The sequence below is a fragment of the Georgenia sp. Marseille-Q6866 genome, from assembly GCF_965111665.1.
Window position 1 is genome coordinate 280,464 of sequence record NZ_CBCOOR010000001.1, and the last position, 22,059, is coordinate 302,522.

22 protein-coding genes are annotated in these 22,059 nt (G+C 73.8%); 12 read left to right on the forward strand and 10 right to left on the reverse strand.

All coding sequences use genetic code 11. From position 1 onward, the window contains the following. The first annotated feature begins 6 nt into the window (after window positions 1-6). On the forward strand, window positions 7-657 hold the full coding sequence (gene hemQ, locus ACWPXV_RS01355) for a hydrogen peroxide-dependent heme synthase (protein ID WP_110853095.1): 651 nt from the start codon (window positions 7-9) through the stop codon (window positions 655-657). Here hemQ and ACWPXV_RS01360 read toward each other — a convergent pair. Beyond that, a complete protein-coding gene (locus ACWPXV_RS01360; protein WP_454083532.1) occupies window positions 654-2,399 on the reverse strand; it encodes a SulP family inorganic anion transporter in 1,746 nt (581 codons plus the stop codon). The two genes, hemQ and ACWPXV_RS01360, sit on opposite strands and share 4 nt — an antisense overlap. After that, entirely contained in the window at window positions 2,396-2,704 is a 309-nt protein-coding gene (locus ACWPXV_RS01365) for an ArsR/SmtB family transcription factor (protein WP_454083632.1), read from the reverse strand. The genes ACWPXV_RS01360 and ACWPXV_RS01365 overlap by 4 nt, the downstream gene beginning before the upstream one ends. Before the next feature lie 140 nt (window positions 2,705-2,844). Here ACWPXV_RS01365 and ACWPXV_RS01370 point away from each other — a divergent pair, with 140 nt between their 5' ends. Next, entirely contained in the window at window positions 2,845-3,876 is a 1,032-nt protein-coding gene (locus ACWPXV_RS01370; RefSeq protein WP_454083533.1) for an Rv2578c family radical SAM protein, read from the forward strand. A gap of 19 nt (window positions 3,877-3,895) precedes the next feature. Then, a complete protein-coding gene (locus tag ACWPXV_RS01375; protein WP_454083534.1) occupies window positions 3,896-4,378 on the forward strand; it encodes an NUDIX hydrolase in 483 nt (160 codons plus the stop codon). Window positions 4,379-4,380: 2 nt separating this feature from the next. Here ACWPXV_RS01375 and ACWPXV_RS01380 read toward each other — a convergent pair whose 3' ends face one another. From ACWPXV_RS01380 to ACWPXV_RS01395, 4 genes are read right to left on the reverse strand one after another with little or no spacing between them, the layout of a single operon-like run. Further along, on the reverse strand, window positions 4,381-5,091 hold the full coding sequence (locus ACWPXV_RS01380) for an NUDIX hydrolase (protein WP_454083535.1): 711 nt from the start codon (window positions 5,089-5,091) through the stop codon (window positions 4,381-4,383). A gap of 13 nt (window positions 5,092-5,104) precedes the next feature. Then, window positions 5,105-6,244: a PQQ-dependent sugar dehydrogenase gene (locus ACWPXV_RS01385; protein ID WP_454083536.1), complete on the reverse strand. Its 1,140-nt coding sequence runs from the start codon at window positions 6,242-6,244 to the stop codon at window positions 5,105-5,107. A gap of 1 nt (window position 6,245) precedes the next feature. Beyond that, window positions 6,246-7,112, reverse strand: a complete 867-nt coding sequence (locus tag ACWPXV_RS01390) for an SDR family oxidoreductase (RefSeq protein ID WP_454083537.1) — start codon at window positions 7,110-7,112, stop codon at window positions 6,246-6,248. Window positions 7,113-7,168: 56 nt separating this feature from the next. After that, the gene (locus ACWPXV_RS01395; protein ID WP_454083538.1) at window positions 7,169-7,522 is read right to left on the reverse strand and encodes a VOC family protein; all 354 of its coding nucleotides are present in this window, start codon (window positions 7,520-7,522) and stop codon (window positions 7,169-7,171) included. A 51-nt stretch (window positions 7,523-7,573) separates the two neighbouring features. On the opposite strand from ACWPXV_RS01395, the gene ACWPXV_RS01400 reads away from it, so the two are divergent. Then, window positions 7,574-8,629, forward strand: a complete 1,056-nt coding sequence (locus ACWPXV_RS01400; protein WP_454083539.1) for a GNAT family N-acetyltransferase — start codon at window positions 7,574-7,576, stop codon at window positions 8,627-8,629. A 6-nt stretch (window positions 8,630-8,635) separates the two neighbouring features. On the opposite strand, the gene ACWPXV_RS01405 is transcribed toward ACWPXV_RS01400, so the two are convergent. Next, window positions 8,636-10,735: an RCC1 domain-containing protein gene (locus tag ACWPXV_RS01405; RefSeq protein ID WP_454083540.1), complete on the reverse strand. Its 2,100-nt coding sequence runs from the start codon at window positions 10,733-10,735 to the stop codon at window positions 8,636-8,638. Between the two features lie 189 nt (window positions 10,736-10,924). Here ACWPXV_RS01405 and ACWPXV_RS01410 point away from each other — a divergent pair, with 189 nt between their 5' ends. The 3 genes from ACWPXV_RS01410 to ACWPXV_RS01420 all read left to right on the forward strand — a co-directional run bounded on the left by ACWPXV_RS01410 (window position 10,925) and on the right by ACWPXV_RS01420 (window position 15,179). Continuing rightward, window positions 10,925-11,569, forward strand: a complete 645-nt coding sequence (locus ACWPXV_RS01410) for an L-2-amino-thiazoline-4-carboxylic acid hydrolase (RefSeq protein ID WP_454083541.1) — start codon at window positions 10,925-10,927, stop codon at window positions 11,567-11,569. Further along, window positions 11,566-13,626, forward strand: coding sequence for a M3 family metallopeptidase (locus ACWPXV_RS01415; protein ID WP_454083542.1), 2,061 nt, complete (start codon window positions 11,566-11,568; stop codon window positions 13,624-13,626). Before ACWPXV_RS01410 ends, ACWPXV_RS01415 begins: the two co-directional genes overlap by 4 nt. Before the next feature lie 245 nt (window positions 13,627-13,871). Beyond that, on the forward strand, window positions 13,872-15,179 hold the full coding sequence (locus ACWPXV_RS01420) for a M20/M25/M40 family metallo-hydrolase (RefSeq protein ID WP_454083543.1): 1,308 nt from the start codon (window positions 13,872-13,874) through the stop codon (window positions 15,177-15,179). Window positions 15,180-15,184: 5 nt separating this feature from the next. On the opposite strand, the gene ACWPXV_RS01425 is transcribed toward ACWPXV_RS01420, so the two are convergent. Then, window positions 15,185-15,418 carry a DUF5703 family protein gene (locus tag ACWPXV_RS01425; RefSeq protein ID WP_454083544.1) on the reverse strand — a complete coding sequence of 78 codons (234 nt, stop codon included), beginning with the start codon at window positions 15,416-15,418 and terminating at the stop codon, window positions 15,185-15,187. An 80-nt stretch (window positions 15,419-15,498) separates the two neighbouring features. Between ACWPXV_RS01425 and ACWPXV_RS01430 the strand changes: the two genes are divergently transcribed. Next, complete coding sequence (locus ACWPXV_RS01430; protein ID WP_454083545.1) at window positions 15,499-15,768, forward strand: DNA primase; 270 nt, start codon at window positions 15,499-15,501, stop codon at window positions 15,766-15,768. A gap of 3 nt (window positions 15,769-15,771) precedes the next feature. On the opposite strand, the gene ACWPXV_RS01435 is transcribed toward ACWPXV_RS01430, so the two are convergent. Next, window positions 15,772-16,710 carry an aldo/keto reductase gene (locus tag ACWPXV_RS01435; RefSeq protein WP_454083546.1) on the reverse strand — a complete coding sequence of 313 codons (939 nt, stop codon included), beginning with the start codon at window positions 16,708-16,710 and terminating at the stop codon, window positions 15,772-15,774. A gap of 44 nt (window positions 16,711-16,754) precedes the next feature. Between ACWPXV_RS01435 and ACWPXV_RS01440 the strand changes: the two genes are divergently transcribed. The 4 genes from ACWPXV_RS01440 (at window position 16,755) to ACWPXV_RS01455 (ending at window position 21,156) form a co-directional block, all read left to right on the forward strand. After that, window positions 16,755-17,618 (forward strand): undecaprenyl-diphosphate phosphatase, encoded by an 864-nt coding sequence (locus tag ACWPXV_RS01440; RefSeq protein WP_454083547.1) that lies wholly within the window; start codon window positions 16,755-16,757, stop codon window positions 17,616-17,618. A gap of 67 nt (window positions 17,619-17,685) precedes the next feature. Further along, on the forward strand, window positions 17,686-18,600 hold the full coding sequence (locus ACWPXV_RS01445) for a VOC family protein (RefSeq protein ID WP_454083548.1): 915 nt from the start codon (window positions 17,686-17,688) through the stop codon (window positions 18,598-18,600). 17 nt (window positions 18,601-18,617) lie between these two features. Further along, on the forward strand, window positions 18,618-19,892 hold the full coding sequence (gene mshC / locus ACWPXV_RS01450; RefSeq protein ID WP_454083549.1) for a cysteine--1-D-myo-inosityl 2-amino-2-deoxy-alpha-D-glucopyranoside ligase: 1,275 nt from the start codon (window positions 18,618-18,620) through the stop codon (window positions 19,890-19,892). Between the two features lie 4 nt (window positions 19,893-19,896). Then, window positions 19,897-21,156, forward strand: coding sequence for a YihY/virulence factor BrkB family protein (locus tag ACWPXV_RS01455; RefSeq protein ID WP_454083550.1), 1,260 nt, complete (start codon window positions 19,897-19,899; stop codon window positions 21,154-21,156). On the opposite strand, the gene ACWPXV_RS01460 is transcribed toward ACWPXV_RS01455, so the two are convergent. Beyond that, a complete protein-coding gene (locus ACWPXV_RS01460) occupies window positions 21,099-21,995 on the reverse strand; it encodes a PAC2 family protein (protein ID WP_454083551.1) in 897 nt (298 codons plus the stop codon). The two genes, ACWPXV_RS01455 and ACWPXV_RS01460, sit on opposite strands and share 58 nt — an antisense overlap. Between the last annotated feature and the right edge of the window lie 64 nt (window positions 21,996-22,059).

Here is a 22,059-nt window from a genome sequence, read left to right on the forward strand (position 1 = left end):
TACGTCATGTACTCCGTCTTCCGGGCGATCCAGCCGCTGCCTGAGGAGGACGACGTGCGCGCCGGCCTCGTCCGCGACGTCCTCGCGGACCTGGCGGACGTCCCGGGCCTCACCGTGCGCGGCTGGTACGACGTCGCCGGCTTCCGGGCGGACGCCGACCTCATGGTGTGGTGGTGGGCCGAGGACGTCGAGGCGGTGCAGGAGGCCTACCACCGGCTCCTCGCGAGCAACCTCGGCGGGGCGCTGGAGCCGGTGTGGTCCCAGGTGGGCACCCACCGCCCCGCGGAGTTCAACCGCGGGCACCTGCCCTCCTTCATCATGGGCGAGGAGCCGCGCGGCTTCCTCTGCGTCTACCCCTTCGTCCGCAGCTACGAGTGGTACCTGCTGCCCCCGGAGGAGCGCAGCACCATGCTCCGCGACCACGGCCTGGCGGCCCGCGACTACGGCGACGTCCGCGCCAACACGATCGCCGCCTTCGCGCTGGGTGACTACGAGTGGCTGCTCGGCTTCGAGGCCGACGACCTCGGCCGCATCGTCGACCTCATGCGTGACCTGCGCGCCACCGAGGCCCGCCGCCACGTCCGCGAGGAGGTCCCCTTCTTCACCGGCCCGCGCCGCGAGCTCGGTGAGATCGTGGAGAAGCTGCCCCGCGGCTAGCGAGCCGGCGCGGCGGCGCCCGTGCCGCACTCGAGCACGGCGCCGCCGCGCACCTCGAAGCGCACGTGGTTGCGCGCGTGGGCGACGGCGGCCGGCAGGTCGTCGAAGTAGTGGCCCTCGTCCCCGAGGGCGTCGAGGACCCCGACGGCGGCCGACATCCGCAGCTGCTGCGCGTCCAGGCCCTTGAGCAGCACGGTGATCCCGCGGCGGCGCAGGTCGGTGATGATCTCGCCGAGCGCATGGGCGCCCGACGCGTCCATGACGCGCACCTCCCGCAGCGCGAGGACGACGACGCGCACGTCCTTGACCGCCGTCATCTCGTCGAGGAAGCGCTTCGTCCCGCCGAAGAAGAGCGCACCGCGGAAGTGGTAGACGGCGACGTGCTCGTCGAGGAGCGCGTCCTCCTCCTCGGGGGCGAGCTCCGGCGGCAGGTCGCGCCGGGTGAGGCCCGAGACGCGCGCCATCGCCCGCAGCGCGAGCAGCGCGGCGACCGCGACGCCGACCTGGACCGCGACGATGAGGTCGAAGACGATCGTCACGACGACGGTCGAGAGGTAGACGACCGCGTCGGCCCGGGTTGCCCGCAGGATCGCGCGGCCCGTGCGCAGGTCGATCATCCGGAACGCCGTGACGATGAGGACACCGGCCAGGGCGGACATCGGGATGAGCGCGACCACCGGCGTGAGCGCCAGGACGATGAGGACGAGCACGACGGCGTGGCTCGCGCTGGCCACTCGTGTGCGCGCACCGGCACGGACGTTGACGGCGGTGCGGGCGATCGCGCCGGTCGCGGGCATGCCGCCGAAGAGGCCGCTGGCGACGTTCGCCATGCCCTGGCCGACGAGCTCGCGGTTGGCGTCGGTGTCCGGCACGGTCTCGACCATGCCGTCCGCCACCCGCGCCGAGAGCAGGCTCTCCAGCGCCGCGAGGGCGGCGATCGCCATGGCCGACGGGAGCATGGCCGCGAGCGCGGAGGAGTCCCAGGCAGGCACCTGGAAGGAGGGCAGCGCGTCGGGCAGCGCGCCGATCCGTTCGACGTCGAGGGAGACGAGCTCGGCGACGACGGTGGCGACGGCGACGGCGATGAGCGAGGCCGGCAGCGACCGCCGCAGGCGGGTGAGCAGGACCATGAGGACGACGACGCCGACGGTCACGGCCAGGGGAGTCACGGCGCGCGCCCAGTCGGTGACACGCAGGGTCTCCACGGCGGCCGCCGTCGCGTTCTCCACCTGGGGCCGCTCGGTGTCCAGGGCGAGGGGGACCTGCTGGAGGAAGATGATGACGCCGATGCCGAGGGTGAAGCCCTCGACCACCGGCCACGGGATGACGGAGACGAGGCGCCCCATCCCCACGAGCCCCATGACGATGACGAGGACGCCGGCGAGGATCGACAGCGCGAAGACCGCCTCCGTCCCGTAGCGCGCCACCACGGGGATGAGGACGACGGTCATCGCGCCGGTCGGTCCCGACACCTGCAGGTGCGAGCCGCCGAGGACGGCGGCGACGAAGCCGGCGACGATGGCGGTGATGAGCCCGGCCGCCGGGCCGACGCCGGACGCGACGCCGAAGCCCAGCGCCAGCGGGAGTGCGACGACGCCCACCGTCACGCCGGCGACGAGGTCCCCGCGCCAGGAGCGCGACAGGCCCGTGTAGTCCGAGCGGCGGGGGAGCGTGAGGGAGGCGACGTGGCCGAGGGCCGAGCGCCAGGTCGGGCGCGGGGCGAGGGGAGTGGGGCCGCTCATCGTGCCTGCCCGTTCGAGCCGAGGGCCTCGGTGGTCCGACCGTGCGAGCCGAGGAGGAAGGTGCGTGCGGCGTCGAGCATCGTGGCGAGCGAGTCGTCGACGAGCGTGTAGGTGACGGTGTTGCCCTGCCGGGACTTGGCCACCACCCCGGCACGGCGCAGGACCGCCAGGTGCTGCGACAGGTGGGAGGCCTCGATGCCGATGTCGGTGAGCAGGGTGCTCACCGGACGGTCGCCGTCGCGCAAAAGCTCCAGCGCCCTGATCCGAACCGGGTGCCCGAGTGCCTTGAAGAGCTCGGCCTTCATGACGTAGACGGGAGTGTCGATGGCGCGGTCGGGCACGTGTTCTCCAGGTCGGGTCGGTGGGTGACTTGACGACTCTATCAAGTCATCAAGCCGAAGGCCAGGGTGTTGACGTCGGCTCGTACGCATGTTCGACTAGTGTCATGCGGTGGGACGGGCAGCAGATCGGCACGGAGGACGAGGCCGCGCTGCCCGGTCTGCGGACGATGGCCGGCCTCGTCCGAACCGTCCGGACGCCCGAGTTCGCGGGGATCGTCTTCCACGAGGTGACGGCGCGCTCGGTCCTCAACCGGGTGCCGGCGGCCTCGCGGATGCCCTTCCGGTGGACGGTCAACCCCTTCCGCGGCTGCAGCCACGCCTGCGTGTACTGCTACGCCCGCTCCACCCACACCTACCTCGACATGGACGCCGGCGCGGACTTCGACAGCCAGATCGTCGTCAAGGTCAACGCCCCCGAGGTGCTCGCCCGGGAGCTGGCCAAGCCCTCCTGGGAGCGGGAGCAGGTAGCGCTGGGCACGAACACCGACCCCTACCAGCGCGCCGAGGGCCGCTACCGGCTCATGCCCGGCATCATCGGCGCGCTCGTCGAGTCCGGCACGCCGCTGTCTGTCCTCACCAAGGGCACCCTCCTGCGCCGGGACCTGCCGCTGCTCGGGGAGGCCGCCGCCCACGTGCCCGTGTCGCTCGGCATCTCCCTCGCCGTCCTCGACGCCGACCTCCAGCAGCTCCTCGAGCCGGGCACGCCGAGCCCGCGCGCCCGCCTGGACCTCGTGCGCGCGATCCGCGAGACCGGGCTGGACTGCCACGTCATGGTGGCCCCCGTCCTGCCCTGGGTCACCGACTCCCGCGAGCACCTCGACGCGCTCCTCGCCGCCATCGCCGAGGCTGGCGCCACCTCGGCCTCGGTCATGGCGGCGCACCTGCGCCCGGGGGTCAAGGACTGGTACCTCCAGTGGCTGCAGACGCACCGGCCAGCGCTCGTGCCCGAGTACCAGCGCCTGTACGGGCGCGGGGCCTACGCCCCGGACGCGTACCGCACGTGGCTGGCCGAGCGGGTCGCGCCGCTGCTGCGCCGCCACGGCCTGGCCCGCGGCGCCGGGCTGCGCACCCAGCCACGGCAGGAGGAGGCGCCGGCCCAGGCCCCGGACGCCGTCATGCAGGCGGCGCTGTTCTGAGGGCTGGCACACTGGCCCGGTGCCCGTCCCGGAGTTCGTCACCGCCCTGCGCGCCCACGTCGGCCACGCGCCGCTGTGGCTCTCGGGCGTGACCGCCGTCGTCCTCGACGGGGACCGGGTGCTCCTCGGCCGGCGCGCCGACAACGGGATGTGGGCCGCGATCAGCGGCATCCTCGACCCGGGTGAGCAGCCCGCCCGCGCCGCCGTGCGCGAGGTGCTCGAGGAGACGGGCGTCGTCGCCCGCGTCCTCGCGCTCGTCTCGGTCGACAGCGGCGACGTCGTCAGCTACCCCAACGGGGACCAGGCCCAGTACCTCTCCCTCGCCTTCCTCTGCGAGTACGAGTCCGGGGAGGCACACGTCGCCGACGACGAGTCGCTCGAGGTGGGTTGGTTTCCGCTCGACGCGCTGCCCCAGCCGCTCGCGCCGTCGTCGGCCACGCGCATCGCCGACGCCCTCGCCGTCCGGGCCGACCCGGCCGCCGGCCCGCGCTTCGAGCGCTGAGCTCAGCCCTCCGGCGTCGCCGGTGGGAGCGTGTCGCCGCGCGCCTCCGCCATCGACATCGCGTACTCGCGCGAGCGGTCCCACGGCCGCGTCCAGCCGAGCTCGTCGAAGACGCCGTCGAGCAGGTTGCCGGTGAAGCCCCACACCCAGCCGCCCTGCACCGCGAAGCCGGCGCTGCCGTGGCCGTGGATCGTCACCGTGGAGCGCCCGGCGGGGTCGAGGAGGTCGCTGACCGGCAGCCGCAGCGTGTGGAGCACCTCGCCCACCTCGACGTCCTCGAGACCGCCAGGGTCGGCAGACCACCCGACCACCGGGGTGACGAGGAAGCGGCTGATCGGCACGGCCACCTGCGGCAGCGTGCCGATGACCTCGACGCGCTCGGGCGCGAGGCCGATCTCCTCGTGGGTCTCGCGCAGCGCCGTGGCGGCCGGTCCGGAGTCGCCGTCGTCGGCGCGCCCGCCGGGCAGCGCGATCTGCCCGGGGTGGTGGCGCAGCAGCGGGGAGCGCTGGACGAGGTAGAGGTCGAGCCCGGGGAAGACGTCGGGCCGCGCGAGGGTCGGGGTGAAGAGGAGGAGCACGGCCGCCGGGCGGTACTCGGCGCGGGCGACGGCGTCGACCCGGTGCATCTCCTGGGGCTGCCCCAGCTCACCCGCGGCGCCCCTCGCGACGAGACGTTCGAGGTCGCTGCGCGCCTGCGCCAGGTGCCGGTCCACCGCGCCACCATAGTCACCCCTGGGACGCGAGCCACTCCTCGTCGACGGCGACGACGCGGTCGTCCTCCGGTCCGGGCTCCCCGCGGAAGGTGTTGGACGTGAGGAGCCACAGCCGCCCGTCCGGCGCGACCGTCACCGTGCGCAGCCGCCCGTACTCGCCCTCGAGGAGGCGCTGCGGCTCGCCCGCGGCGCCGTCGGCCTCCAGCGGCACGCGCCACAGCGACTCCCCGCGCAGCGCCGCGACGTACACCGCGTCCTCGGTGACGGCGAGGCCGCTGGGGGAGGCGTCGGCCGGGCGCCACGTGACGAGCGGGTCGACGTAGTCCGCGGCGCCGGCGGTCCCCTCGACCTCCGGCCAGCCGTAGTTGGCTCCCGCCTCGATCTCGTTGAGCTCGTCCCAGGTGTCCTGCCCGAACTCCGAGGCGTACATCCGCCCCTCGGCGTCCCAGCCCAGGCCCTGGACGTTGCGGTGCCCCAGCGACCACACCGGCGAGCCCGGGTCCGGGTTGCCGGGCGCCGGCTCACCGTCCTCGTCGACCCGCAGGATCTTCCCGCCGAGCGAGCCCGGGTCCTGGGACGTCGAGGGGACCGCGGCGTCCCCGGTGGCGACGTAGAGGGCGCCGTCCGGGCCGAACTCGATCCGCCCGCCCGAGTGGTAGGTCTCGCGCGGGATCCCCTCGAGGACGACGACGTCGGGCGCGAGCCGCTCGCCGTCGTGCACCATCCGCAGCACCCGGTTGTCGGTCGCGGTGGTGAGGTAGACGAAGACGTGGCCGTTGTCGGCGAAGTCCGGCGACACGGCGATCCCGAGCAGTCCCGTCTCGTTCTCCGCGGCCACCTCTGGCACGGTCGCCAGCTCGCGCGGCTCCTCACCGGCGACCAGCTCGAGGACCCGCGCGGTGTCCCGCTCGGTGACCAGGGCGGTGCCGTCGGGCAGGAACGCCAGGCCCCAGGGCACGTCGAGCTCGGTGGCGAGCACCTCCGGCTCCGGGGGAGCGGGCTCGGTCGTCGTCGGCTCGGGCGCAGGCGCCGTCGTCGTCGGGCTCGTTGGCGGGACGGTGGCCCGCTCCTTGGCCTCCTCCCCGCCGCCGCAGGCCGCGAGGACGACGACGGCGAGCAGTGCCGCCGTCGTCGTCCTCGCGGTGCGGGTCATGTCAGAAGACGGGCTTGCCGCCCGTGACGCCGAGGACGGTGCCGGAGACGTAGCTCGCGTCGTCGGTGGCGAGGAAGACGAAGGCCGTGGCGACCTCGATCGGGTGGCCGGCGCGGCCCAGCGGCGTCGCCTTGCCGAACTCCGGCATCGACTCCGCGGGCTTGGTGGCCGGCTGCAGCGGGGTCCAGATCGGGCCCGGGGCGACGGCGTTGACCCGGATGCCCTTCGGACCCAGCTCGGCGGCGAGGTTGACGGTGAAGTTGTTGATCGCGGCCTTCGTCGAGGCGTAGTCGAGCAGCGTCTCGGAGGGCTGGAAGGCCTGGATCGAGGTGCAGTTGATGATGCTGGCGCCCGCCTGGAGGTCGTCGAGCAGGGCCTTGGTCAGCCAGAAGATCGCGAAGATGTTCGTCTCGTAGGTCTGGCGCAGCTGCGCGTCGCTGATGTCGGCGAGGGAGTCCTGCGCCATCTGGTAGCCGGCGTTGTTGACGAGCACGTCGATGCCGCCGAGGCCCTCCACGGCGGCCCTCGCGAGGGCGATGTTCGCCTCCTCGGTGCGCTGGTCGGTGGGGATGAGCACGCAGCGGCGGCCGGCGGCCTCGACGTGCTTCTTCGTCTCCTCCGCGTCCTCCTGCTCCTGCTCGAGGTAGGAGATCGCGACGTCGGCGCCCTCCTTGGCGAAGGCGATCGCGGTGGCGCGCCCGATGCCGGAGTCACCGCCGGTGATGAGGGCACGCTTGCCCTCGAGCCGCCCGCGGCCGACGTAGCTCGTCTCGCCGTGGTCGGGCACGGGGTCAAGACGGTCGGTCCAGCCCGGCCAGGGCTGGCTCTGCTTCGGGAAGTCCTTCATTGCCTCGGTGTCGATGTCCATGCCCCCATCTTTCGGCCCGTGGGGCCGGGTCGCATCCGGTGCCGGCCGGTCCCGGCTCAGGTGGTGGGGGTCCACACCGCGAGGCGGTGATCGCTCGGGTCCTCGAGCTCGAAGCGGCGCCCGCCCGGGAAGTCGTAGGGCGGCGCGACCACCCGTCCACCGGCGCGTTCGACCGCCGCGACGCTGGCCTCGAGGTCGTCGCTGTAGAGGATGACGAGCGGGCCGCCCGGGCGGACGTCGTCGGACAGGACGAGCCCGCCCGTCTCGCGGTCGCCCTCACCGCGGATGCCGCTGTAGGTGGGGCCGTAGTCGGTGAAGTCCCAGCCGAACGCGGCGGCGTAGAACCGCTTGGCCACGGCGAGGTCGCGGACCGGGATCTCGATGTAGTCGATGCTGTGGTGTCTGCTCATGGACGGACGGTAGACCCCGGCACCGACATTTGGTCGGTAGCCTGCGCGCTCATGGAGCCCTTCACGCTGCAGGACGGCGACCTGGACCTCGAGACGCCGACCCTGGCCGACGTCGACCGCGTCACCGAGGTCTGCCAGGACCCGGAGGTCCAGCGCTGGACCACGGTGCCCACGCCCTACCGCCGGGAGCACGCCGTCGGCTTCATCGGTAGCTTCGTCGCTGACGGCTGGGAGAGAGGTGACAATCTCACCTGGGCGCTGCGCCACGGCGGGCGGCTCGTCGGGATGGTGGGTGTCTCGCGGGCCGCCGGGTCGGGGGAGATCGGCTACTGGCTCGCACCCGAGGGCCGCGGCCTGGGCCTCATGCACCGCGCCGTCGGGCTCGTCCTCGACGCGGCCTTCGGCCGGCTCGGGATGGAGCGGGTGGAGTGGCGCGCCGACGTCGGGAACTGGCCGTCCTGGAAGGTGGTGTGGCGCCACGGCTTCCGCCGCGAGGGGCAGGTGCGGGGGATGGGCACGCACGGCGAGCGCCGCGTGGACCAGTGGATCGGCACGCTCCTGCGCGAGGACCCGCGCGAGCCCGCCCACCCCTGGGACGGGCCGGTCGCCGGCGTCGTGCCCGCGGACCCGCGCGACCCGGAGGCGCTCGTGCGCCAGTTCCACGAGCACTTCGGCGTCCCGGTCGCCGACGACGCGCCCTCGGTCGACCGCGACCGCGTCCACCTGCGCATGGCGCTCGTCGCCGAGGAGCTCGCCGAGCTCGTCACCGCCGTCTACGGCGCCGCGGCGGGACGCGAGATGGAGGCCGCCTTCACCCGCGCCGTCGGCGCCGACGACGGCGCCCGCGACACCGTGGCCGCCGCCGACGCCCTGGCCGACCTCGTCTACGTCCTCTACGGCATGGCGCAGGAGTGCGCCGTCCCGCTGCCCGATGTGCTCGCCGAGGTCCACGCCGCCAACCTGTCCAAGCTCGGCGCGGACGGCCGTCCGCTGCTGCGGGAGGACGGGAAGGTCCTCAAGGCGCCCGGCTACCGGCCCCCGGACGTGGCCGGCGTCCTGGCGTGGGCGGCCGACCGCGCCGCGGGTAGGGACGCCGCGACATCCTGACCGGTCTCAGGTGTTCTCGACCGTCCGGTCCTTGGTGTCGCCCTCCTCGCTGCTGAAGTCGTAGGCGGCGTCGACGCCGGGGCCGCCACGGAAGTGGTCCGCGCCCTCGTCGCCGTAGAGGACGTCGGCGCCGCGACCGCCGTCGAGACCGTCCTCGCCCGGCCCGCCGTGCAGCTGGTCGTCGCCGGTCCCGCCCCGGAGCTCGTCGTCGTGACGCCCGCCGTCGAGGTGGTCGTCGCCGTAGCTGCCCTCGAGCCGGTCACGGCCCCTCTCGCCGCGCAGCACGTCGTTCCCGTCGCCGCCCCGGAGGTCGTCGTCACCGTTGCCGGCCACGAGCGTGTCCTCCCCGTCCTGGCCGCGCAGGACGTCGTTCCCGTCGCCCCCGGCGAGGAGGTCGCCGTCGTCGCCTCCGCCGAGGTCGTCGCGACCGTCGCCGCCGACCAGGGTGTCCTCCCTGTCGCTGCCGAGGAGCCTGTCGTCGCCGAGGCCTCCGCACAGCGTGTCCGCGCCGTCACGGCCGGTGAGGGTGTCGGCCCCGCGCCCGCCCAGCAGAAGGTCCGCGCCGGGCGTGCCCCTGAGCGTGTCCGGGCCGCTCGTGCCCACGCGGACGCTCACGGTGAGTGTGGACGTCCCGGACGCCGCCTCGGCGGTCACCTCCACCGTCGCCGCTCGTGCCCCGGCGCCGGGGGAGACGCGCAGCGAGACCGTCCGGTTCGCGCCGTCACCGCCGAATCGGATGCTCCTCGCGGGGACGACGGACTCGTCCGAGGACGTCGCCGAGAGAGCGACGTCCTGCCCGGTGCCACCGACCACCGTGAGCGCCACGGTGGCGCCGCTCGTGAGGCACTGCCCGCCCCGCCCGGGGGTCGCCACGAGGGGACCGTCGAGGTCGAGCGCGTGCACCCGGCTCGGCACGTTGCGGTTCTGCAGCGCGCGGTCGCCCAGCTGGCCGTAGTAGTTGTCTCCCCACGCCCACGCCTCACCGGACGTGGTGAGCGCGACCGTGTGGCCGCCGCCCGCGCTGACGGCCGCGACCTCACCGTCCAGCCCGAGCACCGGCACCGGGGTCAGCACGTGGTCCTCCGGGGTCTCGCTGGGGTCCTGGTCCTCGTAGCCGTTGCCCAGCTCGCCGAAGGTGTTCGACCCCCAGCAGGTGACGTCGCCAGCGTCCGTCAGCGCGCACGTGTGGTACTGCCCGGCGCTGATCGCGGTGACCCCGCCGTCCAGCCCACTCACCGGCACCGGGACGCTGCTGCTGGTCCTGCTTCCGGTCCCGAGCTGCCCCTCACCGTTGCGTCCCCAGCACAGCACCGCGCCGTCCTCCGTGAGGGCGCACGTGTGCTGACCGCCGGCGCTGACCGCGGCGATGCCTCGGTCGAGCCCGACGACGTGCACGGGCACCGAGGTCGTGTCGGTGCCACCGTCCCCCAGCTGGCCGTCCGAGTTGGCACCCCAGCACAGCACCGCGCCGACGTCGGTCAGGGCGCAGGTGTGGGCCTGACCGGTGCTGATGTCCGCCACCCTGCGGTCGAGCCCGATGACGTCCCCCGGGACGGGCGAGCTCGGGTTGGCGAGGATCTCGACGTCGGCCCCGTCGCCCAGCTGTCCGCGGCTGTTGCTGCCCCAGCACTGCGCGCCGCCGTCGACGGTGACGACGCAGGTGAACCCGTGGCCGGAGCTGACGGCGGCGACACCCGCGCCCAGCCCGACCACGTCCACCGGCACGGGGGAGCCGGTGCCGTACCCGGTGACGCCGGTGCCGAGCTCCCCGGTCTCGTTGCTGCCCCAGCACTGCACGCCGCCGTCGTCGGTGAGGGCGCACGTGTGCCGGTCGCCGGTGGCGACGGCGGCGGTCCCGGTGGCCCGCCCGACGACGTCGCCCGGCTCGTGACGGTCACGGTTGGTGCCGTCACCGACCTGCCCGTCCTCGTTGAAGCCCCAGCACGTGGCGGCGCCGGCGGCCGTCACCGCACAGGTGTGGAGACCGCCCGCGCTGATCGACGGCGGTGCGGGCGCGCCGTCGGCTGCGACGGGCGGGCCACCGGCGGCCGTCATGGCCGCGAGGAGCCCCAGGAGCACGAGGGTCTTGCCGATGATCGCTCGCATGTCGTGGATCTCCTGTCCCGCACGAGCTCCGACACCTCGACGGTACTCCTGCCGTGCCGTCGTGGCCCGCCCGGATCCGCGGCCGGCTGCCCGCGGTACCGGCTCGGCGGGGCATGCCCGAGGCGTAGCCTGGGCGCAGGCGGCCGCACCGTCCCGCGGCCGGCGTCCCGTCGGCGAGGGGAGCCCCCGATGCCCTCACGCGTCCACGTGCCGCGACGCCGCTGGTGGCGCCGCGCCCTCGTCGCCCGGTACGGCGTGCGTGGCCGCGAGCTCGCCCGGGCGGTCGACGCCGAGTACTCCGCGCTCCTCGCCCGGCGCCCACCGTGGGGTGAGGAGAGCCGGGCGCTGCGCTTCCACGTCCGGCAGGCGATCCTCCCCGACCTGGCGGCCTACCGGGTGCTCAGCCGTGAGCACGGTGACGCCGCGGTGGCCAGGGGAGTGGTGCGCGACCTCATGACGGCGCAGCTGCTGGCGGTGCTGCGAGTCGTCCGGGTCCTCGACCGCGTGGGTGTGCCCTTCGGGCGGCTGCGCCGCGTGACGAGACGGCTGGTCCCGCGCGCGTTCCCGCCGGCCGGGTTCACCATCGGCTGGGGCCAGGACGACGAGGCCGGCCTCCGGTTCGACGTCACGACCTGCTTCTACCTCCGGGTGCTGCGGCACTACGCCGCCCCCGAGCTGACGGGCGTCTTCTGCTACGGCGACCAGGTGGTCCTCGAGCAGATGCCGCGCAGCGTGCGCCTCACCAGGACCGGCGCCCTGGCGACCGGAGCCGCTCGCTGCGACTTCCTCCTGCAGCCCGTGCGGCCTGCGGGCAGGGAGACAATGGCCCCATGACCGACACCACCCTTGCCGCGGACAACCCCTTCGCGAGCCCCTCGGACCTGCCCTTCGAGCTTCCCGACTTCACCGCCGTGCGCCACGAGCACCTGCGCCCCGCCATGCTCGCCGGGCTCGCGGAGCAGCGGGCCGAGTGGGACGCCATCGCCACCGACCCGGCCGAGCCGGACGTCGCCAACACCCTCGAGGCGCTCGAGCTGTCCGGCGCCCTCCTGCGCCGGGTGAGCCCGGTCCTCAGCACCCTCGTCTCCTCCTGCGCGAACGACGAGCTGCGCGAGCTCGAGGCCGAGCTCGCCCCGCTCCAGTCGGCGCACTGGGACGCCCTCTACCTCGACCGCCGGATCTTCGACCGCCTCGAGGCGCTCACCGGGCAGGACCTCGACGCCGAGACCGCCTGGCTGCTGCGCACCTACCGCAAGGACTTCGTCCGCGCCGGCGTCCGGCTCGACGGCGAGAGCCAGACCCGGCTGCGTGAGCTCAACTCCCGCCTCACCACCCTGGAGACCGAGTTCTCCCAGCGCGTGGTCAAGGCGATGGACGCGGGCGCCGTCCACGTCACCGACGACACCCGCCTCGCCGGGCTCGACGAGGGCACCGTCGCCGGCCTCGCCCAGGCCGCCGCCGACCGCGGCCGCGAGGGCCACCTCATCACCCTCCAGCTGCCCACCCAGCAGGCCCTGCTCGCCCAGGCCGAGGACCGCGCCCTGCGCGAGGAGCTCTTCACCGCCTCCGTGCAGCGCGGCACCGGCGTCGACGAGGCCAGCGACACGCGCGCGACGCTGCTCGAGATCGCCCGGCTGCGCGCCGAGCGCGCCCGGCTGCTCGGCTACGAGCACCACGCCGCTTACGTCGCCGAGGACGGCACGGCCGGCACCACCGCCGCGGTCAACGAGATGCTCGCGCGCCTGGCCCCGCCCGCCGTCGCCAATGCCGCGGCCGAGGCCGAGGAGCTGGCGGCGGCCAACGGCGGGCAGGTCGAGCCCTGGGACTGGTCCTTCGTCGCCGAGAAGGTGCGCCAGGAGCGCTTCAGCATCGACGACTCCGTGCTGCGCCCCTACCTCGAGCTCGAGCGCGTCCTGCGCGACGGCGTCTTCCACGCCGCCCACCGGCTCTTCGGGATCACGCTCACCGAGCGGCCAGAGCTGGCCGGCTACGCCGACGGCGTGCGCGTGTGGGAGGTGACCGAGGAGGACGGCCGCCCGCTGGGCCTCTTCGTCGGTGACTACTACGCCCGCGAGGGCAAGCGCGGCGGGGCGTGGATGCACAACCTCGTCGACCAGTCCCACCTGCTCGGCCAGCGCCCCGTCGTCGTCAACAACCTCAACATCACCCGCCCGGCGCCGGGGGAGCCCACGCTGCTCACCTGGGACGAGGTCATCACCGCGTTCCACGAGTTCGGCCACGCCCTGCACGGGCTCTTCTCCGACGTCCACCACCCCTCGCTGTCCGGCGCCAACGTGCCCCGCGACTTCGTCGAGTACCCCTCCCAGGTCAACGAGATGTGGGCACGCGACCCCGAGGTCCTCGCCCGCTACGCCCGCCACCACGAGACCGGCGAGCCCATGCCCACCGAACTCCTCGACGCGCTGCTCGCCTCCGCCCAGTACGGCGAGGGCTTCGCGACCACCGAGTACCTCGGCGCGGCGCTCCTCGACCAGGCCTGGCACCAGGTCGGCCCCGACGAGGTGCCCACCGACCCCGCGGAGGTCGAGGACTTCTCCACCCGGGCGCTGGAGCGCGCCGGTGCGTCGGTGCGGCTCGTACCGCCGCGCTACCGCTCGACGTACTTCAACCACACCTTCGGCGGCGGCTACGACGCGGGCTACTACTCCTACATCTGGAGCGAGGTCCTCGACGCCGACACGGTGCGGTGGTTCGAGACGGACGCGCCCAAGGACGACGGCGGCCTGCCCGGTCGCGCCGCCGGCCAGCGTTTCCGCGAGGTGCTCCTCTCGCGCGGTCACAGCGCCGACCCGCTGAGCTTCTACCGCGAGCTCCGCGGCCGCGACGCCGACATCCGCCCGCTCCTCGAGCGTCGCGGCCTCACCACCTGACCGAGACCCTCCCTCCTGCGCTCCCCTCCTCCTGCGCCGAGCGCTGAGTTGTTACCCGCGCGCTCCCTCCCTCCTGCGCCGAGCGCTGAGTTGTTACGGGTAACAACTCAGCGCTCGGCGCGGGGGGGGGCGCCCGTCACAACTCAGCGCTCGGCGCGAGGGGGCGCCCGGGAGGGGACGCCCGTAACAACTCAGCGCTCGGCGGGAGAAGGGGTGGGGTCCGGTGCCCGCGTTAGGGTCGGGGCATGACTGCTCCCACTGACGAGGTCGTCGAGATCTGCCGGCGGCTCATCCGGATCGACACGTCCAACTACGGCGACGGCTCGGGGCCGGGGGAGCGCAAGGCCGCCGAGTACGTCGCCGAGCTGCTCACCGAGGTCGGCTGGGAGCCGGAGCTCATCGAGTCCGAGCCCGGCCGTGCCTCGGTGGTGCTGCGCATCGAGGGCACCGACCCGACGCTCCCGGCGCTCGTCCTCCACGGCCACACCGACGTCGTGCCGGCGCAGGCCGAGGACTGGCAGGTCGACCCCTTCGGCGCCGAGGTGCGCGACGGCATGATCTGGGGCCGCGGCGCGGTCGACATGAAGGACATGGACGCGATGATCCTCGCGGTCGTCCGTGACATGGCCCGCACCGGCTGGCGGCCGCGGCGCGACGTCGTCGTCGCCCTCTTCGCCGACGAGGAGGCCGGTGGCGCCAAGGGCGCCCGCTGGCTCGTCGACCACCGCCCCGAGCTCTTCGAGGGGGCCACCGAGGCAATCAGCGAGGTGGGTGGCTACTCGGTGGAGATCGACGGCCGCCGCGTCTACCTCCTCCAGACCGCCGAGAAGGGCATCGCCTGGCTCAAGCTGCTCGCCGAGGGCACCGCCGGGCACGGCTCCCAGGTCAACACCGACAACGCCGTCACCCGGCTCGCCGGCGCCGTCGCCCGGATCGGCGCGCACTCCTGGCCGCTGCACCTCACCGGCACGGTGCGCCAGCTGCTCAGCGGCGTCGCCGACCTCACCGGCACCACCTTCGACCCCGAGGACCCCGAGGGCATCGACCGTCTCGTCCGCGCGCTCGGCCCGGCACAGAAGTTCGTCGGCGCCACGCTCCGCACCGGCGCGAACCCCACCCAGCTGAACGCCGGGTACAAGGCGAACGTCATCCCCGGCAGCGCGGAGGCAGCCGTCGACGTCCGCTTCCTGCCGGGGGAGGAGGAGACGGTGCGAGCCACGCTCGCCGAGCTCGCCGGCCCGGGCGTGCGGATCGAGGCGATCCACGGCGACCGCGCGCTCGAGGTGCCTTTCGAGGGCGATCTCGTCGACCACATGGTCGCGGCCATCGACGCCGAGGACCCGGGCGCCGTCGTCCTGCCCTACATGCTCTCCGGCGGCACCGACAACAAGTCCCTCGCGCGCCTGGGCATCACCGGCTACGGCTTCGCACCGCTCCAGCTCCCGCCCGAGCTCGACTTCGCCGGCATGTTCCACGGCGTGGACGAGCGCGTGCCGGTGGACGCCCTGCGCTTCGGCGTGCGGGTGCTCGAGCGGTTGCTGCGCACTGCCTGACGCGGCTACAGGGTGCTGCGGACCTTGATGATCTTGCGGCGCAGCCACACCTTGCGGCTGCCGCCGATGTAGAGGCGGGTGCGGGCCAGCTCCCAACGGCCGTACTCGGCCTCCTCGGTGAGGAGCTGCCGCACCTGCGAGCGGCTGGCCGTCGGCGGCAGCGACAGCACGCGGAACTCGTACTGGGAGGCGCTGCGGACATCGGGACGGGGGGAAGTTTCAGGGGTGTACCAGGCCATGTCGTAACCCATTGTCTCCCATCGTCACCGCTGCCCGGGCGGGCTGTGCCCATTCCTACCAGGCGCGATACGGTCATCCCATGTCAATCGACCCGCGCGCCGCTCTGGATCGCTTCATCGCCGCGCTCGAAGCGCACTTCGAGCTCGCCAGCAGTGCGCAGGACCCCGAGTCCCCCGCCATCGAGGACGCCGCCGCCACGGTGGAGGACGCGTTCTTCACCTACGACGACGCCCTGTACACCGCCTACCAGGTCGAGATCCCCCTCGAGGCCTACGGCGACGACGACGACGACCTCGACGAGGACGACGACCTCGAGGACTTCAGCCTCGACGAGGTCGAGGAGGAGTAGGACTCACTCGGCGCTGACGTCGTCGAGCGCCCGGCGGATCGCGCCGGGCAGCTCGAGGTCGGCCCCCGCGAGCACCCCGCGCAGCTGCGTGGCGGTCCGCGCCCCGACGATCGCCGAGCTCACCGCCGGCGCGTCACGCACCCAGGCGAGGGCGACCTCCAGCGGCGTGCGCCCCAGCCCGTCCGCCGCCGTCGCGACGGCCTCGACGATGCCGCGTGAGCGGTCGGTGAGGTAGGGCTCGACGAAGCCGCGCAGGTGCGGCGACGCCGCGCGCGAGTCCGCCGGGATCGTGCTGCGGTACTTGCCCGTGAGCACCCCGCGGCCCAGCGGCGACCACGCGAGCACCCCCGCGCCCAGCGCCTCCGCGCCGGGGAGCACCTCGTGCTCGACTCCGCGCTCGAGGAGCGAGTACTCGACCTCGACGGCGGCCAGCCCGGTCGCGTCCGTGTCCAGGCTCGCGGCGGCGTAGCCGAGGTACCAGGCGGGGTGGTTGGACAGGCCCGCGTACCGCGTGCGCCCGGTCGCGACGGCGTGCCGCAGCGCCGAGAGCGTCTCCTCGACGGGGACCTCGGGGTCGTGGGACTGGACGAGCCACAGGTCGAGGTGGTCGGTGCCGAGGGCGGCGAGCGACTCGTCGAGGGTGTCGAGGAGCGTGGTGCGCGAGGCGTCCAGGCGGTTGCCGCGGGAGGTGCGGCGCACGCCCGCCTTGGAGCAGAGGACGACGTCGCGGCGGTCCACCTCCGCGAGGAGGCTCCCGAGCAGGGCCTCGGCCGCGCCGTCGCCGTAGGAGGCGGCGGTGTCAATGAGCGTGCCGCCGGCGTCGAGGAACAGCGAGAGCTGCTCGGCCGCCTCGTGCTCGTCGGTGTCCCGCCCCCAGGTCATCGTGCCCAGCCCGAGTGACGACACGAGCAGCCCGCTGCGCCCGGCCCTGCGAAGTTCCATGGCGCTCACGCTACCGGCGCCCGCGGCACGTAAGGTGATCCCTCGTGACGTGGTGGGAAGCAATCGTGCTCGGCGTGGTCCAGGGACTCACGGAGTTCCTCCCCATCTCCTCCAGTGCGCACCTGCGCATCGTGGGGGACCTGCTGCCCGGTGGGGGTGACCCCGGGGCGGCCTTCACGGCGATCACCCAGCTCGGTACCGAGACGGCAGTGCTCATCTACTTCCGCAAGGACATCTGGCGCATCATCCGCGCCTGGTTCGGGGCGCTGCCGGTCGGTCCGTGGCGCGGCACGGTGCCGCGCAGCGACCCCGACGCCCGGATGGGCTGGTACATCATCATCGGCTCGGTGCCGATCGTCGTCTTCGGGCTGCTCTTCCAGGACGCGATCGAGACCTCGCTGCGGCACCTCTACATCACCGCCGCCATGCTCGCCGGCTTCGCGATCCTCCTCGGCATCGCCGACCGGATGGGCCGCAAGCGCAAGGAGCTGCGCGAGCTCACCCTGCGCGACGGCCTGCTGTTCGGCCTCGCGCAGTCCCTCGCCCTCGTGCCGGGGGTCTCGCGCTCCGGCGGGACGATCACCATGGGGCTGCTGCTCGGCTACACGCGTGAGGCCGCGGCGCGGTACTCCTTCCTCCTGGCCGTCCCGGCCGTCTTCGGCTCGGGCTTCTACCAGCTGCTGGGCGCCGACCCCGCCCCGGACGCCCCCGGAGCCGCGGCGACGGCGATCGCGACCGTCGTCGCCTTCGGCGTCGGCTTCCTCGTCATCATCGCCTTCCTCAAGATCGTGTCGACGTACTCCTACATGCCGTTCGTCGTCTACCGGATCGTCCTGGCGGCCCTCGTCGTCGCGGGCGTGGCCGCGGGCGTCCTCGACCCGCTGGGGGCCGCCGCCGGCGCGGAGTAGGGGCCGGCGAATAGCGGCGTGACAGATCTCTCCCGCACATAGTTGACGCATCAACTATGATGGGGGCATGACGAACACCGCGACGCACTCCCTGCCCGGCACCAACACGCGTGCTGCCGGCAACCGCGACCTGCTCGCCGCCGACACCGAGATGGGTCCCGTCACCCTGCTCGTCGGTGACCTCGACCTGCTCACCCGCTACTACGTCGAGGGCCTGGCCCTCACCGTCATCAGCGCGGAGGGCAACGAGACCGTCCTCGGCCGCGGCTCGCGCCCCATCGTCGTGCTGCGCCACGACCCGAGCCTGCCGCGCGGCAGCCGCCGCGACGCCGGCCTGTTCCACACCGCGATCCTCTTCGAGGACCCCGCCGCCCTCGCCTCCGCCGTCGCCTCCCTCGCGCGCCTGGCGCCGCAGAGCTTCGTCGGGAGCTCGGACCACCTCGTCTCCGAGGCCTTCTACTTCACCGACCCCGAGGGCAACGGCATCGAGCTCTACCTCGACCGCCCCCGCGACACGTGGACGTGGACCGACGGCCAGGTGGCGATGGACACCATCGCCCTGGACCCCAACGCCTACCTCGGTGAGCACCTCGACGCCGGCCGCCTGTCCACGGCGACGGCGGACCCCGCCGTCGTCGGGCACGTGCACCTCCAGGTGGGGGACACGACGACGGCGAAGCAGTTCTACGTCGACACGCTCGGCTTCGAGGCGACCTTCGAGATGCCCAGCGCCCTGTTCGTCTCCGCCGGCGGCTACCACCACCACATGGCGATGAACACGTGGAACAGCGCCGGCGCCGGCCCGCGCGTCCCGGCGCTCGGGCTGGGCGTCGTCGACATCGTCGTGCCCGACTCCGAGGACATCGCCGCGCTCACCGACCGACTGCGGACCAAGGGCTGGTCCTTCCGTGACGACGGTCGCACCCTCGAGGTCGAGGACCCGTGGCGCAACCTCGTCCGAGTCGTGGCCGCCGCGCGCTGACGGTTAGGCTGCCCCTCGTGCACTCCTGGCCCGCCCCTGACCTTCCCGATCTCCCCGGACGTGGCCACCAGGTCCACCTCACCGACTCCGGCAGCGGCGAGCTCGTCGCGACGGCGGCGGAGGGGCCCGCGAGCCTCTACGTCTGCGGGATCACCCCCTACGACTCGACGCACATGGGGCACGCGAACACCTACCTGGCCTTCGACCTGCTCGTCCGCGCCTGGCGCGACGCGGGCCGCGAGGTCCGGTACGTGCAGAACGTCACGGACGTCGACGACCCGCTTCTCGAGCGCGCCACGGCGACCGGCGTGGACTGGCGCGACCTCGCTGCCGAGCAGACCGAGCTCTACCGCGGCGACATGACGGCGCTGCGCATCGTCCCGCCGGCTCACTACGTCGGGGCGGTCGAGACGATCCCGCTCGTCGTCGACGCCGTGGAGGAGCTGCTCGCGAGCGGCGCCGCCTACCGCGTGGCGGAACCGGACGCGCAGGGCCACGGCGTGGGTGACGTCTACGCCGACACCGCCGCCGACCCGCTGTTCGCCACCGAGAGCGGCCTCGGCGCCGCCGAGATGGCCGAGTTCTTCGCCGAGCGCGGCGGCGACCCCGACCGCGCCGGCAAGCGTCAGCCCCTCGACCCGCTGCTGTGGCGCACCGCCCGCCCGGGCGAGCCGCAGTGGGACGGCGCGAGCCTGGGCGCCGGGCGCCCCGGTTGGCACATCGAGTGCGCGAGCATCGTCAGGGAGTTCCTCGGCGTGCCCGTCGAGGTCCAGGCCGGCGGCAGCGACCTCGTCTTCCCGCACCACGCGTGCAGCGAGTCCCACCTGCGCATGCTCACCGGCCGCGACAGCGCCGTGGGCGTCCACGCGCACGGCGGCATGGTCGCCTACGACGGCGCCAAGATCAGCAAGTCGCTGGGCAACCTCGTGCTCGTCTCCCAGCTCGTCGCCTCGGGCGTCGACCCGATGGCCGTGCGCCTGGTCATGCTCGCCCACCACTACCGCGAGGACTGGGAGTACACCCCCGCCCAGCTCGAGACCGCCACCGAGCGCCTCGCCCTGTGGCGCCGGGCGATGAGCGCCGAGCGCGGCTTCGACGCCACCGGCATGCTCGAGCAGGTCCGCACCGCCCTTGCCAACGACCTCGACGCCCCCACCGCCCTCCACGCCGTCGACGCGTGGGTGGCGGCGTCCGAGTACGACGACGGCGCCGCCCACACCGGCCCGGACCGCGGCCCTGCGCTCGCCGCCCGGACCGTCGACGCCCTCCTCGGCGTGGCCGTCACCCCCTGATCCCGTGCTGGCCGTCGCGGTCCTCCTCGTCGGGCTGGGCGGCGGGGTGCTCGCGCGCCAGGTGGACGCGGTCCGTGCACGCCTGAGCACGGCGTCGACGACGATCCTCGCCCTCCTCGGCGCGGCGCTGGCGGGCCTGCCGCTGCTCGCCGGCGGTGGCGGGTGGTGGGTGCTCGTCCCGGCCGCGGCCGGCACGGCGGCCCTCATCGCGCTCGGTGCCGTCGTCAACGCGCGCTGGCTCACGCCGCTGCGCGAACGGTCGGCCGAGGGACCAACCCTCGCCGAGCGGGCCGAGTCCTGGGCCGAGCGCCACCACGTCGGACCGCGCGGGACCAACCTGCTCGCCGTCGCCGTCGGTTCGTGGACACGGGCGATCGACGTGCGGGTGACCGGGCTCGCCGCCGAGATGACGTACTACGGGCTCATCTCCCTCGTCCCGCTCCTCACCGCACTGGGGGCGAGCCTCGGCTTCCTCGAGCGGCTCGTCGGCGCCGAGGCCGTGACGCGGATCGAGGAGTCGCTCGTCGACGCCGTCTCCACCGTCTTCGCCGAGCAGGTCGCCTCCGACGTGCTCGCCCCGCTCATCGAGGGGCTGCTGCGCGAGGAACGCGCCGGCGTCGCCGTCGGCAGCGTGCTCGTGGCCCTGTGGCTCGCCAGCCGCATGTTCCGCGCGGCCATCCGGGCGCTGGACGACGCCTACCGGGTGCCCGAGCGGCGCGGCCTCGTCGGCCAGTACGCGCTCGGCATCGCCCTCGCGCTGGGCGCCGTCATCACGCTGCTCGTCATCCTCGCGCTCGTCGTCATTGGCCCACTGCTGGGCGACGGGCAGGAGATCGCCGACCAGCTCGGCCTCGGTGCCTTCTTCCAGGTGTCCTGGTCGGTGCTGCGGTGGCCGGCGCTGGCCGTCGTGACGACGACGTACCTCACCATCGTCTACCGCTACGGCCCGAACATCACGACGACGTGGCGGCGCTGCCTGCCGGGCGCGGCCGTCGGCACCGTGGGGCTCGTCCTCGTGTCGGTCGGCTTCAGCGCCTACCTACGCCTCGCGGGACCCGGCGCGCCGGGCGGCGAGAACGTCGAGGGCGCGGCGGTGACCGCCGCGGCGCAGACGATCGGGCTCGTGCTCGCCGGGGTGGTGTGGCTGTGGCTGAGCAGCATCGTCACGCTGGCCGGCGGCGTGGTCAACGCCGAGCTAGCGAGGGCTCAGCGCACGGGCGGCGGGGGAGGGGTGCCCCCGCCCTTGTCCCGGCGGCGCAGGTAGCGCTCGAACTCGCGGGCGATCGCCTCGCCGGTGGCCTCGGGCAGCTCGGCGGTGTCCTTGGCCTCCTCGAGCTGGCGCACGTACTCGGCCACCTCCGGGTCCTGCTCGGCGAGCTCGTCGACGCCCGCCTGCCAGGCGCGCGCCTCCTCGACGAGGTCGCCGAGGGGCAGCGGCTCACCGACGAGCTCCTCCAGCGAGCCGAGGAGCGCGAGCGTGGCCTTGGGGGAGGGCGGCTGCGCGACGTAGTGGGGCACGGCGGCCCACAGCGACATCGCGTGCATCCCGCGCTCCTGCGCGAGCTGGGCGAGGACGCTGACGATGCCCGCAGCACCCTCGTACTCCGAGCTCTCGACACCGAGGAGGGCCTGGACGCCGGGGTCGTCGCTCGTCACCTGGCAGGGGACCGGCCGGGTGTGCGGGACGTCGGCGAGGAGGGCGCCGATGCTCACGACGCTGCCCACCTCCCACTCCTCGGCGATGTCGAGGATCTCCTCGCAGAAGTCGAGCCAGCGGAAGGAGGGCTCGATGCCCTGGACGAGGACCACCGTGCGCCCGGCGACCGGCGTGCGGGCCACGGAGATCGTCGTCGTCGGCCACTTGAGGACACGCACGCCGTCCTCGTCACGCACGCTCATCGGGCGGTTGACCTGGAAGTCGTGGAAGTCCTGCGGGTCGAGGTCGTGCACCTCGTGAGCGCCCCACGCCTCGGCGACCACCTGCAGCGTCTGGCTCGCGGAGGAGCCGGCATCGTTCCACCCCTCGAACGCGGCGAGGAGGATGGCAGGGGTGCGCTCGGCGTCCTTCTCGGGCGCCGTGCTGGGCTCAGGCTGCTCGGTCATCCGCTCAGCCTATGCGGGCGAGCGGACCTCCTGTGTTCTCGACCGGGCGTGGCCACCGGAGGCG